The sequence below is a fragment of the Streptomyces inhibens genome, assembly GCF_022221585.1.
GTDB classification, from domain to species: domain Bacteria; phylum Actinomycetota; class Actinomycetes; order Streptomycetales; family Streptomycetaceae; genus Streptomyces; species Streptomyces inhibens.
Window position 1 is genome coordinate 5,922,705 of sequence record NZ_CP084681.1, and the last position, 19,352, is coordinate 5,942,056.

17 protein-coding genes are annotated in these 19,352 nt (G+C 71.9%); 8 read left to right on the forward strand and 9 right to left on the reverse strand.

Features of this window, described 5'->3' with window-relative positions:
- Positions 1 to 69: 69 nt before the first annotated feature.
- From KI385_RS27065 to KI385_RS27075, 3 genes are all read left to right on the forward strand, one after another.
- Entirely contained in the window at positions 70 to 432 is a 363-nt protein-coding gene (locus KI385_RS27065) for a hypothetical protein (RefSeq protein WP_238574783.1), read from the forward strand.
- A 26-nt stretch (positions 433 to 458) separates the two neighbouring features.
- The gene (locus tag KI385_RS27070) at positions 459 to 734 is read left to right on the forward strand and encodes a DUF4031 domain-containing protein (protein ID WP_238574784.1); all 276 of its coding nucleotides are present in this window, start codon (positions 459 to 461) and stop codon (positions 732 to 734) included.
- 129 nt (positions 735 to 863) lie between these two features.
- Positions 864 to 1,436, forward strand: coding sequence for a pyridoxamine 5'-phosphate oxidase family protein (locus KI385_RS27075; RefSeq protein ID WP_238574785.1), 573 nt, complete (start codon positions 864 to 866; stop codon positions 1,434 to 1,436).
- Between the two features lie 50 nt (positions 1,437 to 1,486).
- Here KI385_RS27075 and KI385_RS27080 read toward each other — a convergent pair whose 3' ends face one another.
- Complete coding sequence (locus tag KI385_RS27080; protein ID WP_238574786.1) at positions 1,487 to 2,752, reverse strand: Cmx/CmrA family chloramphenicol efflux MFS transporter; 1,266 nt, start codon at positions 2,750 to 2,752, stop codon at positions 1,487 to 1,489.
- Positions 2,753 to 2,929: 177 nt separating this feature from the next.
- Positions 2,930 to 3,631 carry an HD domain-containing protein gene (locus KI385_RS27085; protein ID WP_238574787.1) on the reverse strand — a complete coding sequence of 234 codons (702 nt, stop codon included), beginning with the start codon at positions 3,629 to 3,631 and terminating at the stop codon, positions 2,930 to 2,932.
- A 219-nt stretch (positions 3,632 to 3,850) separates the two neighbouring features.
- On the opposite strand from KI385_RS27085, the gene KI385_RS27090 reads away from it, so the two are divergent.
- Positions 3,851 to 4,573, forward strand: a complete 723-nt coding sequence (locus tag KI385_RS27090) for a copper homeostasis protein CutC (protein WP_238574788.1) — start codon at positions 3,851 to 3,853, stop codon at positions 4,571 to 4,573.
- Here KI385_RS27090 and KI385_RS27095 read toward each other — a convergent pair.
- On the reverse strand, positions 4,561 to 5,838 hold the full coding sequence (locus tag KI385_RS27095) for an MFS transporter (protein ID WP_238574789.1): 1,278 nt from the start codon (positions 5,836 to 5,838) through the stop codon (positions 4,561 to 4,563). The two genes, KI385_RS27090 and KI385_RS27095, sit on opposite strands and share 13 nt — an antisense overlap.
- Positions 5,839 to 5,990: 152 nt before the next feature.
- Here KI385_RS27095 and KI385_RS27100 point away from each other — a divergent pair, with 152 nt between their 5' ends.
- Positions 5,991 to 6,329, forward strand: a complete 339-nt coding sequence (locus KI385_RS27100; protein WP_238574790.1) for an ArsR/SmtB family transcription factor — start codon at positions 5,991 to 5,993, stop codon at positions 6,327 to 6,329.
- 52 nt (positions 6,330 to 6,381) lie between these two features.
- On the opposite strand, the gene KI385_RS27105 is transcribed toward KI385_RS27100, so the two are convergent.
- The gene (locus KI385_RS27105; RefSeq protein WP_425357097.1) at positions 6,382 to 8,472 is read right to left on the reverse strand and encodes a HelD family protein; all 2,091 of its coding nucleotides are present in this window, start codon (positions 8,470 to 8,472) and stop codon (positions 6,382 to 6,384) included.
- A gap of 372 nt (positions 8,473 to 8,844) precedes the next feature.
- Between KI385_RS27105 and KI385_RS27110 the strand changes: the two genes are divergently transcribed.
- Together KI385_RS27110 and KI385_RS27115 are read left to right on the forward strand one after the other, a co-directional pair.
- Entirely contained in the window at positions 8,845 to 9,054 is a 210-nt protein-coding gene (locus tag KI385_RS27110) for a hypothetical protein (RefSeq protein ID WP_238574792.1), read from the forward strand.
- 271 nt (positions 9,055 to 9,325) lie between these two features.
- Entirely contained in the window at positions 9,326 to 10,621 is a 1,296-nt protein-coding gene (locus KI385_RS27115; protein ID WP_238574793.1) for a glycosyltransferase 87 family protein, read from the forward strand.
- A gap of 31 nt (positions 10,622 to 10,652) precedes the next feature.
- Here the strand turns inward: KI385_RS27115 and KI385_RS27120 are convergent, their stop codons facing one another.
- The 3 genes from KI385_RS27120 to KI385_RS27130 form a co-directional block, all read right to left on the reverse strand.
- A complete protein-coding gene (locus KI385_RS27120) occupies positions 10,653 to 12,305 on the reverse strand; it encodes a DNA repair helicase XPB (RefSeq protein ID WP_238574794.1) in 1,653 nt (550 codons plus the stop codon).
- A gap of 190 nt (positions 12,306 to 12,495) precedes the next feature.
- On the reverse strand, positions 12,496 to 12,792 hold the full coding sequence (locus KI385_RS43990; protein ID WP_281066988.1) for a CGNR zinc finger domain-containing protein: 297 nt from the start codon (positions 12,790 to 12,792) through the stop codon (positions 12,496 to 12,498).
- A 582-nt stretch (positions 12,793 to 13,374) separates the two neighbouring features.
- Positions 13,375 to 15,912, reverse strand: coding sequence for a helicase C-terminal domain-containing protein (locus tag KI385_RS27130; RefSeq protein WP_238574795.1), 2,538 nt, complete (start codon positions 15,910 to 15,912; stop codon positions 13,375 to 13,377).
- A 176-nt stretch (positions 15,913 to 16,088) separates the two neighbouring features.
- Here KI385_RS27130 and KI385_RS27135 point away from each other — a divergent pair, with 176 nt between their 5' ends.
- On the forward strand, positions 16,089 to 17,315 hold the full coding sequence (locus tag KI385_RS27135) for a hypothetical protein (RefSeq protein WP_238574796.1): 1,227 nt from the start codon (positions 16,089 to 16,091) through the stop codon (positions 17,313 to 17,315).
- A 49-nt stretch (positions 17,316 to 17,364) separates the two neighbouring features.
- On the opposite strand, the gene KI385_RS27140 is transcribed toward KI385_RS27135, so the two are convergent.
- Both KI385_RS27140 and KI385_RS27145 read right to left on the reverse strand, forming a co-directional pair.
- Positions 17,365 to 18,444, reverse strand: coding sequence for an ABC transporter substrate-binding protein (locus KI385_RS27140; RefSeq protein ID WP_238574797.1), 1,080 nt, complete (start codon positions 18,442 to 18,444; stop codon positions 17,365 to 17,367).
- A gap of 56 nt (positions 18,445 to 18,500) precedes the next feature.
- Entirely contained in the window at positions 18,501 to 19,292 is a 792-nt protein-coding gene (locus tag KI385_RS27145; RefSeq protein ID WP_238577851.1) for an ABC transporter ATP-binding protein, read from the reverse strand.
- Positions 19,293 to 19,352: the final 60 nt, after the last annotated feature.

Genomic DNA, 19,352 nt, shown 5'->3' on the forward strand with positions numbered 1-19,352 from the left:
ATCATGATCATCGTCGAGGGCTGTGGACAACGCCGGGCACCGGCTTGCGGTCGGGAGACAATGGGTGACATGGAGCTGGAACAGTCATTGCACGCCGCGCGGGCGCTGGTGCTCGCCGACCTGATGGCGGACAAGGTGGCCGACGCCGACATCGTCTCGCTCGTGGAGGACGCGGTCGCTCACCGCCGGTGGTGGGTGGAGCAATGGCCTGAAGGCGCGGCATTCGTCGCGGGACTCATAGCGCAGGACGTTCAGGACGCCCTCCTCGACCGGTACGGCCGCTGGCCGCTGTGCCCCGTGTGTACGGAATCGGGCGATCCCCACGCGCTCGATGTCGAGCCGGAGTTGGGGCCCGACCCCCATTGGGTGTGCCCCAAGACGGCGGTCGCGGTGGCCCGGGTCGGTAGCCTTCGTGCCCCCATGGAGGGCTGACGTGGACCTTTGCGCGGAGGACTGACGTGGCGATCTATATCGACCGGCCCATCTGGGCTGGGCACGGCCGTATGTGGTCGCATCTGGTCAGCGATGTGTCCTTCGACGAACTGCATCTCTTCGCGGCGCGGATCGGCGTGCCGCGCGGGGCGTTCGAGCGCGACCACTACGACCTGCCGGCGGAGCGGTATGGCGACGCGGTGCGTGCCGGGGCGGTGGAGGTCGGCAGCAAGGAGCTGGTGCGCCGGCTGACCGCCGCGGGTCTGCGCCGCCCCAAGCACCGTCCGGCGCCCGAACCGTAAGGACGGGCCGTGGGTGTGCCCCCGGACGGCCTGTTGTGGCGCGTCGTAGCGGGGGCTGGGCGGCGCGCCCCAGCACGATGGGCCCTGACCGCGCGGCGTGCCGAACCGGCGTACCGAAAGGGGACAGTCATGTCAGCCAGCGCACCGGGCAGACAACCGGTCACCGAGCTTGACCCGGCCTACAGCAGTGAGGGCGCCCAGCCGACCGCATGGGCCGCGGCCGTCGGCGGCATGACCGAGGCGGACATCTTCTGGCTCACCACCGTCCGGCCCGACAGCCGCCCCCATGTCACCCCACTGCTCGCCGTATGGGTGGACGACGCGCTCCACTTCTGCACCGGCCCCGGCGAACGCAAGGCCAAGAACCTCCGGAGCAGTGCGCACTGCGTGCTCACCACGTCCACGGCCGGCGGCAACGATCTGCACGCCGGGCTCGATGTGGTCGTCGAGGGCGATGCGGTGCAGGTCGACGACGAGCCGACGTTGCGCCGGCTGGCCGATCTGTACGTCGAGAAGTACGGCAGCGACTGGCGGTTCGACGTCCGCGACGGCGCGTTCTACGGGCAGGGCGACCGCGCCATCGTCTTCCGCGTCGAGCCCGTCACGGCCTTCGGGTTCGGGCGTGGTGAGACCTACAGCCAGACGCGGTGGAAGTTCGACGGCGGGGAGCGAGCGGGGAGCGAGCGGGGAGTGAGTCACTGAGGAGTGAGTGAGGAGCCCCTCGTGGGGCCCAGTGGGCGTTCATTCGGTTCTCAGTGTTGTTCCGCGGCCTCCGGTGCGGGGGTGGCCGCCTTGGGTGCCGATGAGGCGATGAGCCGGGAGTGGCTCGTCGCGCGGTGCAGACGGAAGGCGAGGGCGGTGGTCAGGACGGCCACCGCTGCCAGCGCCGCGCCGGTCCAGGCCACGGACGGGTAGCCCCAACCCGCGCCGATGGCCAGACCTCCGAGCCAGGGGCCGAGGGTGTTGCCGATGTTGAACGCGGCGGTGGTGGTCGCGCCGGCCAGCGTCGGCGCGGCGTTCGCCACGTTGAACATCCGGGCGTTGAGGGCCGGAGCCGTGGTGAACGCGGTCACCCCGAGCATCAGCGAGAGCGCGACGGCGGCGATCGGGCTGTGTGCGGTCAGCGCGAGGACGGCCAGCACGGCGGTGGACGCGGAGATGCCGCCGAAGAGCGTCCCGAAGAGGTGTGCGTCGGCGATCCTGCCGCCGATGAACGTACCGATCAGCGCGCCTACGCCGAAGAGCGCGAGCACCGTCGGCACCCAGCTCTCGGCGAGGCCGGCCGTGTCGGTCAGCAGTGGCGAGAGGTACGAGAACAGTGCGAAGACCGCGGCGCCGTTCAGTGCCGTGGCGGTCAGCGCCAGCCAGACCTGCTTGTCCTTGTAGATGGTCAGCTCGCGGCGCAGCTGCGGGCGGTCGTCGCCGGTGGGCACCGCCGTACGCGGCACCAGGGCGATCACGCCGACCAGGCCGATCGCGGCGAGTCCGGCCACCGCCCAGAAGGCCGCGCGCCAGCCGGCGTGTTGGCCGAGCAGTGCGCCGGCCGGGACACCCGCGATGTTGGCGATGCTCAGGCCACCGACCATCACGGCCATCGCGCGGGCGCGCGCGGTCACCGGCACCAGCGAGACGGCTACCGCCGCGCCGACCGCCCAGAAGCCGGCGCAGGCCAGTGCGCTCACGATCCGCGAGACGAACAGCACGCCGTAGGACGGCGCCAGTGCGCCGGCCACCTGGCCGAGGCCGAAGGCGGCGAGCAGGGCGATCAGCGTCGTACGGCGGGGGAGGCGGAGGGTTGCCGCGGCGAGTACCGGTGCGCCGATCACCATGCCGATGGCGAATGCGGAGACCAGCAGACCGGCCTGCGGAATGGAGACGTGCAGGTCGCGGGCGAGGGGCTGGAGGATGCCGGAGAGCATGAACTCGGAGGTGCCGAGCGCGAAGACCGAGAGGCCGAGGACGTATACGGCTATGGGGAGGCGGGTGGGGGCCGGGGTGGGAGGGGGTGGGGCTGGCATGTCAGCTACTAACAACGGTAGGAGGCCTTACATTCCCGGGGGTGTCGCATTGTTCGGGGCCGGGGCCGGTTGTTCGGGGCCGGGGCCGGGTGCGCTGTCGCTTGGTGGGCCGGGGCCGGTGCGGCCCCTCCAGCCCCCTCCGGCACCCCGCGGAACCCGGCGACCCCGCTACCCCGGCTACGCCCCGCCCAGCAGATCCAGTTCGGTGGTGAGGTTGCGGCGGGCCGTGTGTTCCCAGAGGTCGTAGCCCATGGGGGTTCTGAACAGACGGGGCAGGGCGAGGAGTTGGCGTAGTACGGCGGAGCGTCCGGTGGTGAAGGCGGGGTCGGGCACGAAGGCGTACTCGGTGCGGACCGCGGCGGCGTAGGCCGCGTACTGGTCGGGTGAACCGGCGAGTACGGCGAGGTCGGCGTCGCACAGCACCTCGCCGTCGGGGTCGTCGGGCGCCGGATCGTGCGTGACGGTGAGCCGTACCAGGCGTGCGACCTCGGCCGTACGGGCCGCCCCGATGCCCAGCTCGGGCAGCGCGCGCTCGGCAAGGGCCGCACTGCGTTCCTCGTTCTCGGAGCGGTCCGGCCGGTAGACCGCGTCGTGGAACCAGGCCGCCAACTGGATGACCGTCAAGTCGTCGGCGTGATCGGCCAGTTCGTCGATGCGGTCGAGGACCGCGGTCAGGTGCTCGACGGTGTGGTAGCGGCGGTGCGGCTCGCTCCATCGGGACAGGAGGTTGTCCGCGTACGGGGCGGGGTCGGGCGCCGGTGCGCCTCCGGGGGCCGCGGGCTTCCTGGAGCCGCGGGCCTCGGCAACGGTGGCGGCCCAGCGCCGGTGCAGCTCCGGTGCCGGGTCGGTGGTGTCTGCCGTACGGGACGCGGGGGTCATGCGAAACATTGTGCCCTGGGGGCGGGGGGACGGGTGTGGCCTACGGGGTGCTGGGCGTGCGGTGGCCGGGTAGGTGGGGCGTATGGGCGGATTTCGGTCGGGCGGGTGGTGATATGGCCCCCGGAGTGCCGGGCGGCCTTAGGCTGGGATATTGGACTAGACCTCTTGTTGTCGTCTGTGCCATCTCTCGTTACGTCGTCACCGAAGGATTGGGGTCATATGAGCAAGCGCGCGCTGCTGGAGGTGATCGCCCTCGGCCCGGAGGATGCGGTCGCTGCCGAGGCCGGCGGGGCCGACCGGCTGGAACTCGTCACCGATATGGCGGCCGATGGGCTCACACCGTCCCGGGCCACCTTCGCGGCGATCCGGGCAGCCGTCGACATTCCGCTGCGGGTGATGCTGCGGGCCGCCGACGGGTTCGCGGCCGGTGACGTGGCAGCGCTGTGCGAGCGGGCCGCGGCGCTGCGGGCGGAGGGTGCCGAGGAGTTCGTCCTCGGATTTCTGACGCCGGACGGGCGGCCGGATCTTGCCGCGGTGCGCGCGCTGGCCGAGGTGATCGACGGCTGCCGGTGGACCTTCCACCGGGCCATCGACCGGGCCGCCGACCGGGACGCGCTGCGGAAGGAGCTGGCGGGGGCGGCGGGCACCGCGGGGCTCGACACGTATTTGACGGCCGGTGCCGCGGGCGGTGTCGACGAGGGGCTGTCCACGCTGCTGGCCGAGCAGGCGCGTACGGCGGCGGGCGAGCCCGGGTATGCGCCGCGGATCCTGGTCGGCGGTGGGCTCGGGCTCGGCCATGTGCCGGCGTTGCGTGCGGCCGGTCTCGACGCGTTCCACATCGGGGGCGCCGCCCGGCCTGCCGGCTGGTCCGCCCCGGTGGAGGCGGCAGCCGTACGGGAGTGGCGGGAGGCCCTGGATCTGCCGGTGGTTCAGCGGGTCTGAGCGGATTGTGTGGGCGGGGTGGGGGTGGGTGCGGACGTGGCTGGCGCCGTGGGGGCGGCGGACGGCCGCGGTGCGGGTGGTGTGGTTGGGGTGGGCTGGGTTGTCTGCGCTGCGGCGTGGGGTGTGGGCGGCCTGTGGCGGGTGGTGAGTGCTGCCAGGGTGAGTGCCACGAGGGTCAGTGCGGTCGCCGCGAAGGGGAACCAGCGGTCGCCGAGGACGGTGAGGGCGAGGCTGCCGACGCCGCCCGCGGAGGCCACGCCCAGGTAGAGGGCGCTGCTGTTGAGGGAGATCAGCAGGGGGGTATTGGGTGCGTCGATGGATGCCAGGTGGTGGGGCAGTGCGACCGCGACGGCCCAGCCGGCGAGGGGGGAGATCGCGGCGTAGATCAGTGCGGTGGTCATCGTCGTGGATGCCCAGGGGAGGGCGAAGGAGAACGCCGCGGACACCGTGCCGCCGGTGAGCAGGACGACGCGTGTGCCCAGGCGGTCCACGGCCCGGCCGCCCAGCCAGTTGCCGGCGACCGAGGCGACGCCGGTGACCAGCATGATCAGGCTGAGCCGCCCGGTGTCGCCGCCGGTGGCGGGGCGTACCGCCGTGCCGAGGTAGATGTAGACCGTGTTGATGGCCAGGAAGAACACCAGGGTGGTGGTCGCGGCACCCAGGACGCGGCGGTTGCGCAGCGGGGTGAGGCGGGTGCGCAGGTCGGGCGCGGCGGTGGGCGCGGGGAGGCCGCGCATCAGGAGGGCGAGGCCGAGGAACGCCGCGGCTCCCAGGGCGACGACCAGCCACATGGTCAGCCGCCAGTCCGTACGGCCGATGTAGGTGCCCAGGGGGACGCCGAGTGCGGTGGCCACGGTCATGCCGCCGAGGACGGTGGCCAGCGCGCGGCCGCGGCGCTCCGGCGGTACGAGGGTGGTGGCGACGGCGTTGGCGGTCGGGGTGTAGAGCGCGGCGCCGGCCGCCGCGAGTACCCGAGTGGCCAGCAGGACCGGGTAGTTGGGCGCCACGGCGCTCAGGGCGTTGGCCACGGTGAAGACGGTGAGCGCGGTCAGCAGCACACGGCGGCGCGGCAACCGGGCGGTGGCGGTGGCGAGCACCGGGGCGAGCACCGCGTAGGACAGGGCGAAGACGGTGACCATCTGGCCGGCCGCGGGGACGGAGATGTCCAGGTCGCGGGCCATGAGGCCGAGAATCCCGGCCATCACCATGGAATCGGTGCCCACGGCGAAGGTGCCGAGGGCGAGGAGGAGTAGACGGAGACGCACGGGTGTCCTTCCCGGTACGAGCGTGACGGGGTAGGCGGCGAGGTAGGTTTGATGTGCGTCAAACAATAGGGAATGTTTGATGGATGTCAAACAGTTTGCTGGAAATAGAGTGGGTGGGTGAGTGAGGGGCGCATGAGGGCGAGGAGGCTGTGGTGAGCGGCGACGGTGACGATGCGGGTGCGCTGCTGGATCAGCCCGGCAGTGGGGAGATCGAGCTGGTGAAGGTGCTGCATGCGCTCGGGGATCCGACGCGGCTGCATCTGCTGCGGATCTACGCGAGCGGGGACCAGTACGACTGCTCGTCGGAGCGGCTGGGGCTCGGGCATCTGCACAAGTCGACGGTGTCGCACCATATGCGGATCATGCGAGAGGCCGGGATCACCTCCACGCGGGTCGTCGGACGCAACCGCTATGTGCAGCTGCGCCGCGCCGACCTCGACGCGCGGTTTCCCGGCCTCTTGGATGCGCTTCTCAAGTCCCTTGAGGAATAGGGGAGTTCCGGATCGGTAGGTGTCCGACTCCGGCGGTCCCGGTTGATCCGCGTCAGTGGTCGGAGAGTTGGTCCGGCAGGGGTGCCGCGTGGATCACCGTCAGGCCGGACACCGGCCGGGTCAGGCATACGTACAGACGGCGGAGCCCGGTCCGTTCGTCCGGTTCGCCGTCGACGATCGCGGCCGGCTCGTCCAGGACCACGTAGTCGTACTCCAGACCCTTGGCGAGCGTGGCGGGCACCAGCGTCAGCCGGGACTCAGCCGAGGTCTCCTCGCCGGGGGCCAGGCAGGTCACACCGGCCGCCTCCAGGGCCGCGCGCAGCGTCGGAATACGGGCTTCCGCGGCGATCAGGCCGATCGAGCCCTCCTTGGTCAGCGCGTCGTCGCAGGCCGCCAGGGTGGCGGCGGTCAGCTCCGTGGGCTCGACCGTACGGATTTCGAAGTCGCCCGCCGACTCACGGATCGACGTGGCTTCCGTCAGGTCGGGGGCGATGGCCGGCAGCAGCCGGGACGCGTAGGCGATGACCTCACGCGGTACGCGGAAGCCCTGGGTGAGCTCCTCGACGGTCGAGCCGGGCTTGCCCAGGTGGGCCAGCGCCTCCTCCCAGGTGTCGGTCGCCCACGGGGTGGTGCCCTGGGCGATATCGCCGAGGATGGTGGCCGAGCCCGTCGAGCAGCGGCGGCCGACCGCGCGGTATTGCATGGGGGAGAGGTCCTGCGCCTCGTCCAGGACGACATGGCCCAGTGAGTGCGTGCGCGCGACCAGGTCCATCGCCTCGTCGATCAACACCGCGTCCGCGGAAGACCACTTGGCGCTCTTCACGCTGCGGGCCGGCTTGGTCCACAGGATCGTCTTCTGCTCCTCGGGCGTGAGGATGTCGGCCGCCTGCTCGGCCAGGAATTCGGCGTCGCCCAGCAGGCGCAGCACCAGCTTCGCCGGATCGACCGGCGGCCAGACCGCCTTGACCGCGGCCTTCACGGCGGCGTTACGGGCCACCGCGTCCTGCACCCGGTCGTCCGGCGCCTCGCCGGCCTGCTCCATCCGGACGAGGACGGCATGGGCGATCCGCTGCGGCAGGGCCTCGCGGGCCGCGCCGTAACGGATGTCGCGGTCCATCAACTCCTGGACGATCTCTTCGAGTTCATACGCCGGGACGCGCCAGCGGCGGGAGCCGCGGACCACCACGCAGGGCTCCTGCGGCATCGTGATGTGCGAGCGGACCGCCCGCCGCAGGACCTCGGCCATCCGTGCGTCGCCCTTGACGGTCGCGGCTGCCGCCTCGTCCGTGCCGCGCACCTCCACATGCCCGACCAGGTCGTCGACCGTGGCCTGCTTGACCTCCAGCTCGCCGAGGGCCGGCAGCACCTGCTCGATGTAGTGCAGGAAGGAGCGGTTCGGGCCGATGACGAGGGTGCCGGAGCGGGCCAGCCGCTCGCGGTGTGCGTACAGCAGATACGCGACACGGTGCAGACCGACCGCCGTCTTTCCGGTGCCCGGCGCCCCCTGGACGCAGACCGAACCGCCGATGCCGGCGCGCACGATCTCGTCCTGCTCGGGCTGGATCGTGGCGACGATGTCCCGCATGGGGCCGACGCGCGGGCGCTCGATCTCCGACTGGAGGAGCCGGCTGGTCTGCTCGGCCTCTGCCGGGTCGGTGAGGTGTTCGTCCTCGTACGCGGTCAACTCGCCGGCCGTGTAACCGAATCGGCGGCGCAGCCTGAGGTCCATCGGGTCCTTCTTGGAGGCCCGGTAGAACGGCTGGGAGACGGGCGCGCGCCAGTCGATGACCATGGGGTCGCCGTCGGCGTCGTGGACATGCCGTCGGCCGATGTAGAAGTTCTCTCCGTCGGCCCCTTCGGCGAGGTCGATGCCCGGTGCGTGGAGGTAGTCGAGGCGGCCGAAGAAGAGGGGGGTGTGGGAGAGGTCGGCGAGCGCCTTGATGCGGGCGTCGATCTCGCCCTGGAGGACCTCGGCGTTGACCCAGTTCGCGGTGACGTCGGCGATGTTCAGCGCCTCGGCGTCCTCGCGCATGGCGCGCAGGGCGGCGCGGGAGGCGGCGAGATGGGAGCGTTCACGCCCCAGGGGGTCGTCGTCGCCTGGGCGGGGGTGGTGGTCGGCTGACGGGCGGACGTGCGAGGGCACGGCGTTGCCTCCGGTGGCATGTACTGCGGCGGGCGCGCACCGTCGGGAGCGGGCGCGGCGGGCCGGTATCGGTGCGTAGCGCAGGTCATGCGTTGCGCGGGTCATCGGCGTGAAGCGAGGGGCCGACCGGTTTCCGACCGGGCGGCGGCACTCCTCGGCGGGAGGCAGGCAGACGCGCGATTGTAGTCAGCGGCTCAGGAGCGCGCCAACGGATTTTCGACGGTATGCGGGCGGCCGTACCCGTGGTGGACAACCCTGAGAACCGTCCGTCTCCCGTAGGGGGCGGGGTGGGCCTGGAGTCTGACGTGCGGACCGTGCGGGATGGAACCATGGACCGATGTGCGGCAATCGAGTGAAATCCATCATGGAGACATGAGCAGCGCAGCGATTCCTCCGTCTCCCCTCCACCCCGTCTCCCTCCACCCGGCCAAGGGCGCCACGGCCCTCGGTTCCGACTCCGCCGGTGGTGCGGCAGCCGTCCACGAGCACCGCTATTTCGTGGGCAACGCACTCCGCGCGATCAAGGTCTTCGCCACGGCCGCCTTCAGCGTCGTCGTCATGGGCGAGTACGCGGACGGCTGATCACCAGGCACCGCGACACGGGCCGGTGCACGGCCGCCGCATGTCGCCGTGCGCGTACACCACACGACTCCGTCCGCACACAACGAGCACAATCATGACGAGGAGGGCACATTGATCATGTACAAAGCATGCGTAAAGCGGGCACGATCACGCGCGAGAGGCCGACTCCCTGTCGACATCCGGATGACCGGAAACCGTTACGGACGGTCGGCCTCGATCCACTAGCGTCGCCGCAGAGGGCACGCTCAGGGCGACGAGGAGGGGTCAACGGGTGTCTGCCGCCGACGGGACGCGGACGTGGACGTGGAGACAGACCTGGGCCCAGAACACCACCAGCCCCCGCCGCCTGGCACTCGCCGCGGCGCTCCTGGTGGCGTCGTTCGCCGGACTGTGGGTGCTGTACAAGGTCCAACCGTTGCCGATGTCCGACATAGTGGTCTACCGCGCCGAGGGCGAGGCCGCCGCGGCCGGCGGTGATCTCTACGGCTTCACGGTCACCAAGTGGGACCTTCCGGCCACCTATCCGCCGTTCGCCGCCCTGCTCTTCATCCCGACGACCTGGCTCTCCCTCGGCACCCTCAAAGTCGTCTGCGTCCTCGCCAACGCAGCCCTTCTCGCCCTGCTGATCCACCTCTCCTGCAAGGCCGCCGGCCTGCGCAAGGCCGCGCACACCGCACCCGTCCTCCTCGCCGCGACCGCGCTCGGGCTCTGGCTCGAACCGGTCTTCCAGACGTTCGTCTTCGGCCAGGTGAACCTCGCGCTGACCTGTCTGGTCCTGTGGGACCTCGGGCGCCCGGACGGCGCCCGTTTCAAGGGGTTCGCCACCGGCATCGCGGCAGGCATCAAGCTCACCCCCGCGATCTTCGCCGTCTATCTCCTCATCACCGGCCGGGTGAAGGCCGCCTTCACCGCCCTCGCCGGGTTCCTGTGCTCGGCGCTGCTGGGCTGGCTGGTCCTGCCCGATGCCAGCATCGAGTTCTGGACCCGGCGGATGTTCGAGACCGGCCGGGTCGGCAAGGTCTGGATCGTCGACAACCAGTCCCTCCAGGGCCTGATCAGCCGGGTGCTGCACAACCCCGAACCAGGCCTCCTGTGGGCGGTGCCGGCGCTGCTGACCGCGGTGGCCGGCCTCTATGTGGCCCGCCGCGTCCATCTGCGGCGCGGCCTGGACACCTGGGGCGTGCTGTGTACGTCCGTCACGGCGCTGCTGGTCTCACCGATCAGCTGGTCCCACCACTGGGTCTGGTGTGTCCCGCTGATCGTCGCGCTCGCCGCGCACACCCGGCGCCACCCGTGGCGCCGGGCGCTGCTGGCTGCCGTCACCCTCGCCTTCACCGTCCGCACGATGTGGATCGTGCCGCACGCCGGCGACCTCGACCTGCACTACTCCTGGTGGCAGCAGCCGCTCGCGGCCCCGTACCCGCTGCTCGGGCTCGCGCTCCTGGGGGCGCTGATGTGGTGGACGCGGCAGACCAAGAATGCCGAGGACACCCCCGGCGCCCCGGGCGGCCGCATCCCGTCGCCGCGCCTCGACCACGAGCTGACCACCCGGTCGCGGGCGGTCTGACCCGGGCGGCGGACCGCACCGGGCCGTTGCCTCAGACGTCCTCGTCCGCCGCCAGCAGCTCGTCCGCGTCCACGATCCGGTACGCGTAGCCCTGCTCGGCCAGGAAGCGCTGACGGTGTGCGGCGAAGTCCTGGTCGATGGTGTCGCGGGCGACGACCGAATAGAACCGCGCCTCGTGGCCGTCCGCCTTGGGACGCAGCACCCGGCCCAGCCGCTGGGCCTCCTCCTGGCGCGAGCCGAAGGTGCCGGACACCTGGATCGCGACCGTCGCCTCCGGCAGATCGATCGAGAAGTTCGCCACCTTCGAGACGACGAGCACCGAGATCTCGCCCTCCCGGAACGCGCCGAAGAGCTTCTCCCGCTGGGCGTTGGAGGTCTCGCCCTTGATCACCGGCGCGTTCAGATGCTCGCCCAGCTCGTCCAGCTGGTCGATGTACTGCCCGATGACCAGGGTCTGCTCGCCCTGGTGCCGACGGACCAGCGCCTCGGTCACGAACTGCTTGCTGGCGGTGGTCGCGCAGTAGCGGTACTTCTCCTCGGTCTCGGCCGTCGCGTACGCCAGCCGCTCCGAGTCGGTCAGATTGACCCGCACCTCGACACAGTCCGCGGGCGCGATGTACCCCTGCGCCTCGATCTCCTTCCACGGCGCGTCGAACCGCTTGGGCCCGATGAGGGAGAAGACATCCGACTCCCGGCCGTCCTCCCGCACCAGCGTCGCGGTCAGCCCCAGCCGCCGCCGTGCCTGCAGATCGGCGGTGAACTTGAAGACCGGCGCGGGCAGCAGATGCACCTCGTCGTAGACGATCAGACCCCAGTCCCGGGAGTCGAACAGCTCCAGATGCGGGTAGACACCCTTCCGCTTCGTGGTCAGCACCTGATACGTCGCGATGGTGACCGGGCGGATCTCCTTCTTCGTCCCGCTGTACTCGCCGATCTCGTCCTCGGTCAGCGAGGTCCGCTTCACCAACTCGTGCTTCCACTGCCGGGCCGAGACCGTATTCGTGACGAGGATCAGCGTGGTGGCCTGCGCCTGAGCCATCGCACCGGCCCCGACCAGCGTCTTTCCCGCACCACACGGCAGTACGACCACACCCGAGCCGCCGTGCCAGAAGCCCTCCACGGCCTGCTGCTGATACGGCCGCAGCGCCCAGCCGTCCTCGCGCAGCTCGATCGGATGCGCCTCACCGTCGACGTAACCGGCCAGGTCCTCGGCCGGCCAGCCCAGCTTGAGCAGCGTCTGCTTGATCTGCCCGCGCTCGGAGGGGTGGACGACGACGCTGTCGGGATCCAGCCGCGCCCCGACCAGCGGCTGCACCTTCTTCGACCGCAGGATCTCCTCCAGCACCGGGCGGTCGGTGCTGGTCAGCACCAGCCCGTGCGCGGGGTGCTTGGTGAGCGTGAGCCGCCCGTACCGCGACATCGTCTCCGCGACATCGACGAGCAGCGCATGCGGCACCGGATACCGCGAGAACTGCACCAGCGCGTCCACGACCTGCTCGGCGTCGTGCCCGGCCGCCCGCGCGTTCCACAGGCCCAGCGGCGTCACCCGGTACGTATGGATGTGCTCCGGCGCCCGCTCCAGCTCGGCAAAGGGCGCGATGGCTCGCCGGCAGGCGTCCGCCAGCTCGTGGTCCACCTCCAGAAGCAGCGTCTTGTCGCTCTGGACGATGAGGGGTCCGTTCACGCGCCTCGCCTTTCGCTTCCCGGCCGTCGATCACAGACATCGACCGCAGACCTCGACCGCACATACGGCCAAACGTCCAGTGTGCCGCATCGCGGCCGTGACCCGTTAGCGACCGGTTCAGATGCCTCCGCACGCCGGCCCTCGACGCCGTCGCCGAAGCCGCCCTCGCGCGGGGCGGTGCCGAGAATGTTCAAGGCTTCAGGCCTGAGTGTCGGGAACGATGTCGCATCACCGCTTCGGTGTTCCCGCAGCGCGCTGTGCAATACCGCCGTCGCCCGTTCCTGGACGTGTCCACATACGCTCGGGAGCACTCGGAGCGCATGCATCGCCCCAGCCTTGCTCCCCCTTCCCAACACAGGACGAAGGCAAGACCACCAGCGGTCACCGCCTTGACCCGGGAGAGCACGTCAGCCGAGTCGGGTACGAAGTGAAGATGAGGTTGGAGGCCGTCATGGGTGGTCACCCATGGACGGATTGTCGCCTCCATCAGCAGGTCATTCACAGCTGAGCACTGCTCGGCCGAATCTCCGGAACGAAACGCGCGTGCCAGTTGGTCCCGCCAGCGTCGAAAGCCTTCCACATCGGCATCAACGACTTCCGGGCGACGAATCTCGTGTGCCTCAAGAAGGTTTTGGATGCTTGCGGAGTTCGTCTCGGGCAGATTGATCAGATCGGCTGCCAGTACAGCCCCCAGGCGGCCGTAATGATTTTGCTTCACATGACCTTCTCGGGTGTTACGAAACCCCACGGTCAGCGGTCTGGCCAATTCCGCTCGGGCTTACCTGGATCAGCTGAAAGTCGGAGCGGGCGATGATCCATCCAATGGTGTCGCACCACAGGTACCGCACCATTCCTTCGGACGTGGAGTGTTCTGATATCGGTCGGCAAGATTCGGTGGAGACGCCACATGCCGGGCACCACCACGATTCACACTGCAGATCTGGGACTTGTGCCATGTCCGCCAGGGTGCGGTCATGGGTCAAACACATTCAACCATTACATCTGCGGCGTGCGCAGGCCGCAGACCGCCGGCACGCCGTCATCTCCATGCCGCCGCCCGGCATGTCCCTCACACCGAATCGTCCGCCAGCTCCGCCACGCCCGTGATCCGGTGGAGCGGGTACGTACGGACCTCGTCGGAGGTGTGGTCGTAGGCCGTCACAAACCCGCCCTCGACCCGTACGGGGGCGATCACGCGCTGGCTGGCGGCGCCGTCGGCGTTGACGTAACCGATCCAGACCGCGGAGTTGGTCAGGACCGCGGCCTGCATGGTGGCGAGGGTCTCGGCGGAGGTGGTGCGCGGGAGGGCACCGGGGGCCGGGGCCTGGGCGGGGGCGTGGACCGGCTTGCGTTCCGCGGTGGCGGCGAGGTCGCCGGCGCGGATGGCGCGTACCGCCGCTTCCAGGAGGGTGCGGTCGGGGGACGGCGGGCCGTCGGGGACCGGGGTGGGGGCGGTGCGCGGGGCGGTGCGGTAGGAGTCGGCGCGGGCGATCAGGACATCGCCGGCGGCGGACTCGGCGGCCGGGGCGTAGCCCATCGCCCGCAGGCCGTCCAGGAGTTGGTCGGGGGCGGTCTGGGCGGCGAGCACGGTCGGGGCGAGGCGGCGCAGGCGGAGCGGGGCGGCGCGGCGGTCGGCGAGGATCTCGGAGAGCAGCGCGTCGTCGTCGCAGCGGACGTACGCGGCGGCCGCGCCGATCCGCAACTGGCCGTGCTTACGCGCCACATCGTCGATCAGGTAGGCGAGCGGCTGGGGGACCGGGGTGCGCGAGTGGGTGCTGAGGAACTCCCGCAGCTCGGCGGCGGACCGGCCGGCGTCCAGGGCGCGGCGTACGGAGGCGGGCGTGAAGCGGTAGACCGTGGCGCCGCCCTTGGACTCGATGTCGGCGAGCACCCCGAGCGCCTCGGCGAGCGGGCGGTGCAACGGGCCGGGGGCGACGGCGGTCAGGTCCGCCTGGAGGAGGACATGGTCGAGGGGTTCGGGCAGCAGGGGGGCGAGCAGCGCGGCGGCGTGGGTCGCGGCGGTGTCGGTTTCGGCGGCGGTGGGGACGCCGGCCTCCGACGTGGTGGCGATCAGGGCGCGGCCGTGGGTGGAGAGCGCACCGCGTCCGGTCACGCCCAGCAACTCGGCCTCGGCCAGTGCCCATTGGGCAAGACGCGAGCGGAGGTCATCGGCGGGGGCGGAAGGGGAGCCGGCGAGGGAGGGCGTGCTCGGGGAGCCCTCGCCGACAGCTGCCGCGGCCGGACCCGCCACCACCCCGGCCCCCCGCAGCGGGCGCTCCCACCGCAGCCGGGTCAGCACCGCCGTCGCCGGTACGGACGTGCCGGGCGGCAGATCGGCGAGGAGGGTGAGGGCGCGGCGGCGCACCTCGGGCGCCGGGGAGCGGTCGAGATGCGGGCCGAGGACGGCCAGCGCGCGGCCCTTGGCGTCGGCGGTGCCGACCACGCCCGGGGTACGGGTCGCCGGCAGCCAGGCGGCCGCCAGCACCGCCCAGCGCTCATGGTCGGGCAGCTGCAGCCACTCCTCGGCGGCCGGTGTGGCCGCGAACCGCTCGTCGGCCTCGCCGTCGGGGGCGATCAGCCCGGCCCCGTAGGAGAGTTCGAGCCAGAAGGCGGCCAGCTGCTCGGTGGTGTCCAGGGCGGCGGCGGTGCGCTTGAGGTCGCGGACGCTCATGCCCCCGGCGCGGAGCACGGGCGGCCCGCCCAGGTCCCACTCCTTGAGCAGCTCCTCGACGGTCGCCAGCGCGGTGAACGCCTGGCTCGCGGCGGCGTTGTCCACAAGCTGTGGATCGCGCTCCGTGGTGGGCGCGAGGGTGGGCGGCAGCGGCTCAGGGGTGCGGTGGGCGCGCCCGGCACGCAGATGGAGCGCCGCTTCCCGCGGCAGTACGACATTGCGGGCGCCCGCCGGGAGCAGCAGGCCCCGGTCCAGCAGCCACTGCAGATGCGGGGCCGGACGGTCGGTGACACCGCCGTACGGCGGGCCCCACAGCAGCTTGTCGAGGACGGCGACGGATTCGGCGGGCGCGGTGTCGAGCAGCGCCGCCATCCGGGCACGGTCGGAGAAGAGCGCGGTCAGCGCGGCGACCGCGGTGACCGGGTCATGGGTGGTGGGCAGCCCGGCCGTGGAGATGATCTCCTGCAGCCGCCCCGGCGACATCCCGGCCGTGGCCTCGGCGACGCTCGGGCCCAGGCCGGTCGGCGACGGGTGCGCGGCACTGGGCGTGAGCAGCTCACGGGCCGTACGCACCAGCCGCAGCCGCTCGTCCAGGCCCCACACCAGCGCCTGCGCACGCAGCTCGGCCACCGCCCGCGGCAGCTCGGCGGCGACCGCCGGGTCCCCGGCGTCCCCGCCCATCAGCGCGCCCAGCGTCTCGTACGGGCACGGGTCCGGCGCCACCGCCAGCGCCTCGGCGGTCTGCAGCGCGAACCGGTCGAGCCGCTCCACCGCCCGGACGACCGACGCCCGCGTCCCGGCCCGGGTGGCCAGCTGAGTCACATCGCCCGGCACCGGATTGAGCAGGTCGGGCCGCGCCCGCAGCAGCCCGATCAGCCCGCTGTCGGTGCGGGTCCTGAGCTCCTCGGCGAGGGTGCGCGGTGTACCGGTGGTCATTCGTCCTACGTTAGCGGGGCGAGGGAAGCGGGGGGACCGGGTGGCGGCACGGCGCCGGCAGATCGCGGCCATGACACCCGTACGCCGCCTCGCCCCACCCCCGCCCGCCTGCCGCCCGGTCGAAGGGGGAAGGGGTACCGTCGAGGCAGCAACCAGCGGACGCCGCAGGGGATTTCGTGGGGATCGAGAGCGATCAGCTCGTCTTTGACTATCTGAGCCGGGTCGGCGACCTGGCCCAGCAGCGGGGGCTGCCCTCCGCCACGCGTATGCGGCTGGTCAGCAGACTCCGGGCCGAGATAGACGGGCAGAAGGCCGACTCGGTGGCCGGGGTGAAGCGGGTGCTGGCGCGGCTGGGGACGCCGGAGGCGGTGGTCGCGGCCGCGGGGAGCGCGGACGACCGGGTGCCGGGGGCCTCCCGGGCCGGTTCGGGCGCGGGACAGGCTCGGGCGAAGACGTCCGCCTCGGGCGCCGGGCCCGAGGTGCCTATCGCCCCGCAGCCCACGCAGCCGTCGCGGCCGGCCGATCCGCCACCGCCGCGGACCACCGCGTTCGAGAAGCTCAGCAGTCTGGCCCGGCGCAGCGGGCTGACCGGCAAGGCGTCCGCGAACGGCAGGGCGAAGGCGAACGGCAAGGTGCCCGCGCCGCGCGACGGGGCGGCGGACAGCGCGCCGGCCGTCGGCCTGCCGCCGCATCTCGCCGGCACGGACGAGTTGGGTGAGGCGAGCGATGCGCCCGACTGGTGGCGGGTGGAGCCGTCGCCGTTCGGGGCGGGCGAGACCGTGCCGGGGTTCGTCGGCGGGATCGAGATCCCGGAGATATGGGACCGGCCCAAGGGCGAGCGCCCGCTGTCGTTGAAGAAGGTCGGCGACGGTGCGGAGGGGGCCGAGGGGGAGAAAGAGCAGGGCGCGGCCGACGGAGATGCGGCGGAGGGGGAGCGTCCGCTTCCCGGGCTGCTGCGGCGGGCGCTCGCCAGGCGGCGCGGCGCGGTGGCCGACGCGCCGGCCGAGGACGAGGGCGCGGCCGAGGTCCAGGAAGAGGAGGCCGCGGCACCGGTCCCGCTGCGCGCATGGCTCAGCCCGGTCCTGACGTTGGCCGTGCTGCTGCTGGTGGCCGGTGCGGTGCTGGGGTCGTGGTTCGCGCTGGCGGGCGGCTGGGCGCTCGCCTACGTCTCGCGGCGGCTGAGCCGGGCCGAGGCCAAGTTCGCCGCGCTCGGCGTGCCGGGGGTCGTCGTCGGTGGGCTGGTGGTGTGGCTGTGGGGCCGGTTCGACGGGCGCTGGGGCGAGCCGATCGCCCAGGGCCGGCTGGGGCCGGAACTGGCCGCCGGGCTGCCGGTGATGGCTCGGGTCGCGGCCGTCGCCTCGGCGCTGTTCCTGCTGTGGCGGATGCGGCGGGCGGCACGGTGAAGCGAGTGGGTGGGCCGCCGCTCGTCATACGACGGCTCACCCACCCCGCTCACTTCTTCACGAGCCGCTGCTGCACCTCGGCCAGGATCTTGTCCGCCGCCGTGTAGCCGATGCCCTGGATCCACAGCTGGTCGTCGACGCGGAAGGACCGGCCGCCCGTGACGGCCCGCATGTTCTTCCACAGGCCGCCGCCGGTGACCTGGGCCTCCTTGGACTTCTCCGGGCTGCCGTAGGACGCGTAGAAGACGGCGTCGGCGTCGGCCTTGTTGATCTGTTCGGGGCTGACCTCGGTCATCAGGCCGTCCTTGGCGCCGGTGACGACATCGGTGGGGCCGGTGCCGATGTCGGCGAGGACGGTGCCGATGTAGCTCTGGCAGCCGTAGATACGGGTGTCGGCGCCCTCGACGAAGCGGACGATGTTGGTGCGGAGCGCGCCGGCCTTCGCGGGGCCGCCGAGCGCCGTCGTGACCCGCTTCGCATGTGCCTCGTACGCGGCCACGGCGCGTTTCGCCTCGGGGATCTTGCCGAGCGCGTCGGCGTGCGTGGCGAAGTTCTGTTTCCAGGGGTAGCCGGTGGTCTCGGTCATCACCGTCGGCGCGATCTTGGTGAGCTGGGCGTAGCGCTGTCCGTCGCGGACCTTGCTGGTCAGGATCAGATCGGGGTGGAGCGCGGCGACCGCCTCCAGGTTCGGGGCGCCGATCTTGCCGACGTCCTTGATGCCGGTGACCTTGTCCTTGGGGAGGTAGTCCAGGAAGCCGGAGGCGACGTCCGAGCGGGTGGCGCCGACCGGCTTGACGCCCAGGGTGATCGCCGAGTCCAGCTCGGCGGTGTCCAGGACGACCACCCGCTTCGGCGCGTTCGGCACCGTCACCTCGCCCATCGCCGTCTTGACCGTGTGCCGTCCGCCGCCGGTCACCGGCGTGGCCCAGGACGTGGTGGGCTGCTTCGGGCAGTCGGCGGCCTTGAAGGTGCCGTCGGAGCCGGACGCCGAGGAGTCGCCGGAGCCGCAGCCGGACAGCAGGAGGGCGGCGGCGAGCGCGCCGGCGGCGGTCACGGCGGTGGCGGGGGCGACGGCGGTACGACGCCCGGCGGCGGTGCTGCCGCGCCCGGCGGCGGTGGAACGGAACATGACATGTCCTTTCGGCTCGGACGGCGAGAAGATCGGCTGAGCAAAGACGGCCCCGGTCAGCACTGACGCGCCGGCTCCCACGGCCGCCCCGGCACGACCAGCGGCGACCCCGTCACCGGATCCGGCACCACGACCGACTCCAGCCCGAACACCTCGTGGACCAGCTCCGCGGTGACGACCTCGCCGGGGTGCCCCTGGGCGACGATCCGGCCCGCCTTCATCGCCACCAGGTGGTCGGCGTAGCGGGCGGCCTGGTTGAGGTCGTGCAGTACGGCGACGACCGTGCGGCCCCGGTCGTGGTTCAACTGCCGTACCAGGTCCAGCACCTCGACCTGGTGCGCGATGTCCAGGTAGGTGGTCGGCTCGTCCAGCAGGAGGAGTTCGGTCTCCTGGGCGAGGGCCATCGCGATCCAGACGCGCTGCCGCTGGCCGCCGGAGAGTTCGTCCACCGCGCGGTCGGCCAGCTGCGCCACGTCCGTACGCGCCATCGCCTCGGTGACGGCGCGCTCGTCCTCCTCCGACCACTGCTGCCACCAGCGCTGATGCGGCTGGCGGCCGCGCGCGACCAGATCCGCGACGGTGATCGCCTCGGGTGCGACGGGGGTCTGCGGCAGCAAGCCGAGCGACTGGGCGATCTTCTTGGTGGGGATCCGCGCCAGATCCGTACCGTCCAGGAGGACCGCACCGCGGCGCGGGCCGAGCAGCCGGCCCAGGGCGCGCAGCAGCGTCGACTTGCCGCAGGCGTTGGGGCCGACGACGACGGTGACCGCGCCGTGCGGCACGTCCAGGTCCAGGCCGTCGACGACCGTGCGGTCCTCGTAGGCGAGCGTCAGACCGCGCGCCGTCAGCCTGCTCGCAAAGCCCGCGTCGCGGCCCGGTTCGTCCTGCCGTACGACGCTCTCGCCGGT

Coding starts and splice junctions, on each gene's coding strand:
- KI385_RS27130 (WP_238574795.1), bottom strand. CDS start 15,912: ATGACCACCGGTACACCGCGCACCCTCGCCGAGGAGCTCAGGACCCGC.
- KI385_RS27075 (WP_238574785.1), top strand. CDS start 864: ATGTCAGCCAGCGCACCGGGCAGACAACCGGTCACCGAGCTTGACCCG.
- KI385_RS43990 (WP_281066988.1), bottom strand. CDS start 12,792: ATGGAGGCGACAATCCGTCCATGGGTGACCACCCATGACGGCCTCCAA.
- KI385_RS27085 (WP_238574787.1), bottom strand. CDS start 3,631: ATGACCCCCGCGTCCCGTACGGCAGACACCACCGACCCGGCACCGGAG.
- KI385_RS27065 (WP_238574783.1), top strand. CDS start 70: ATGGAGCTGGAACAGTCATTGCACGCCGCGCGGGCGCTGGTGCTCGCC.
- KI385_RS27110 (WP_238574792.1), top strand. CDS start 8,845: ATGAGCAGCGCAGCGATTCCTCCGTCTCCCCTCCACCCCGTCTCCCTC.
- KI385_RS27080 (WP_238574786.1), bottom strand. CDS start 2,752: ATGCCAGCCCCACCCCCTCCCACCCCGGCCCCCACCCGCCTCCCCATA.
- KI385_RS27140 (WP_238574797.1), bottom strand. CDS start 18,444: ATGTTCCGTTCCACCGCCGCCGGGCGCGGCAGCACCGCCGCCGGGCGT.
- KI385_RS27090 (WP_238574788.1), top strand. CDS start 3,851: ATGAGCAAGCGCGCGCTGCTGGAGGTGATCGCCCTCGGCCCGGAGGAT.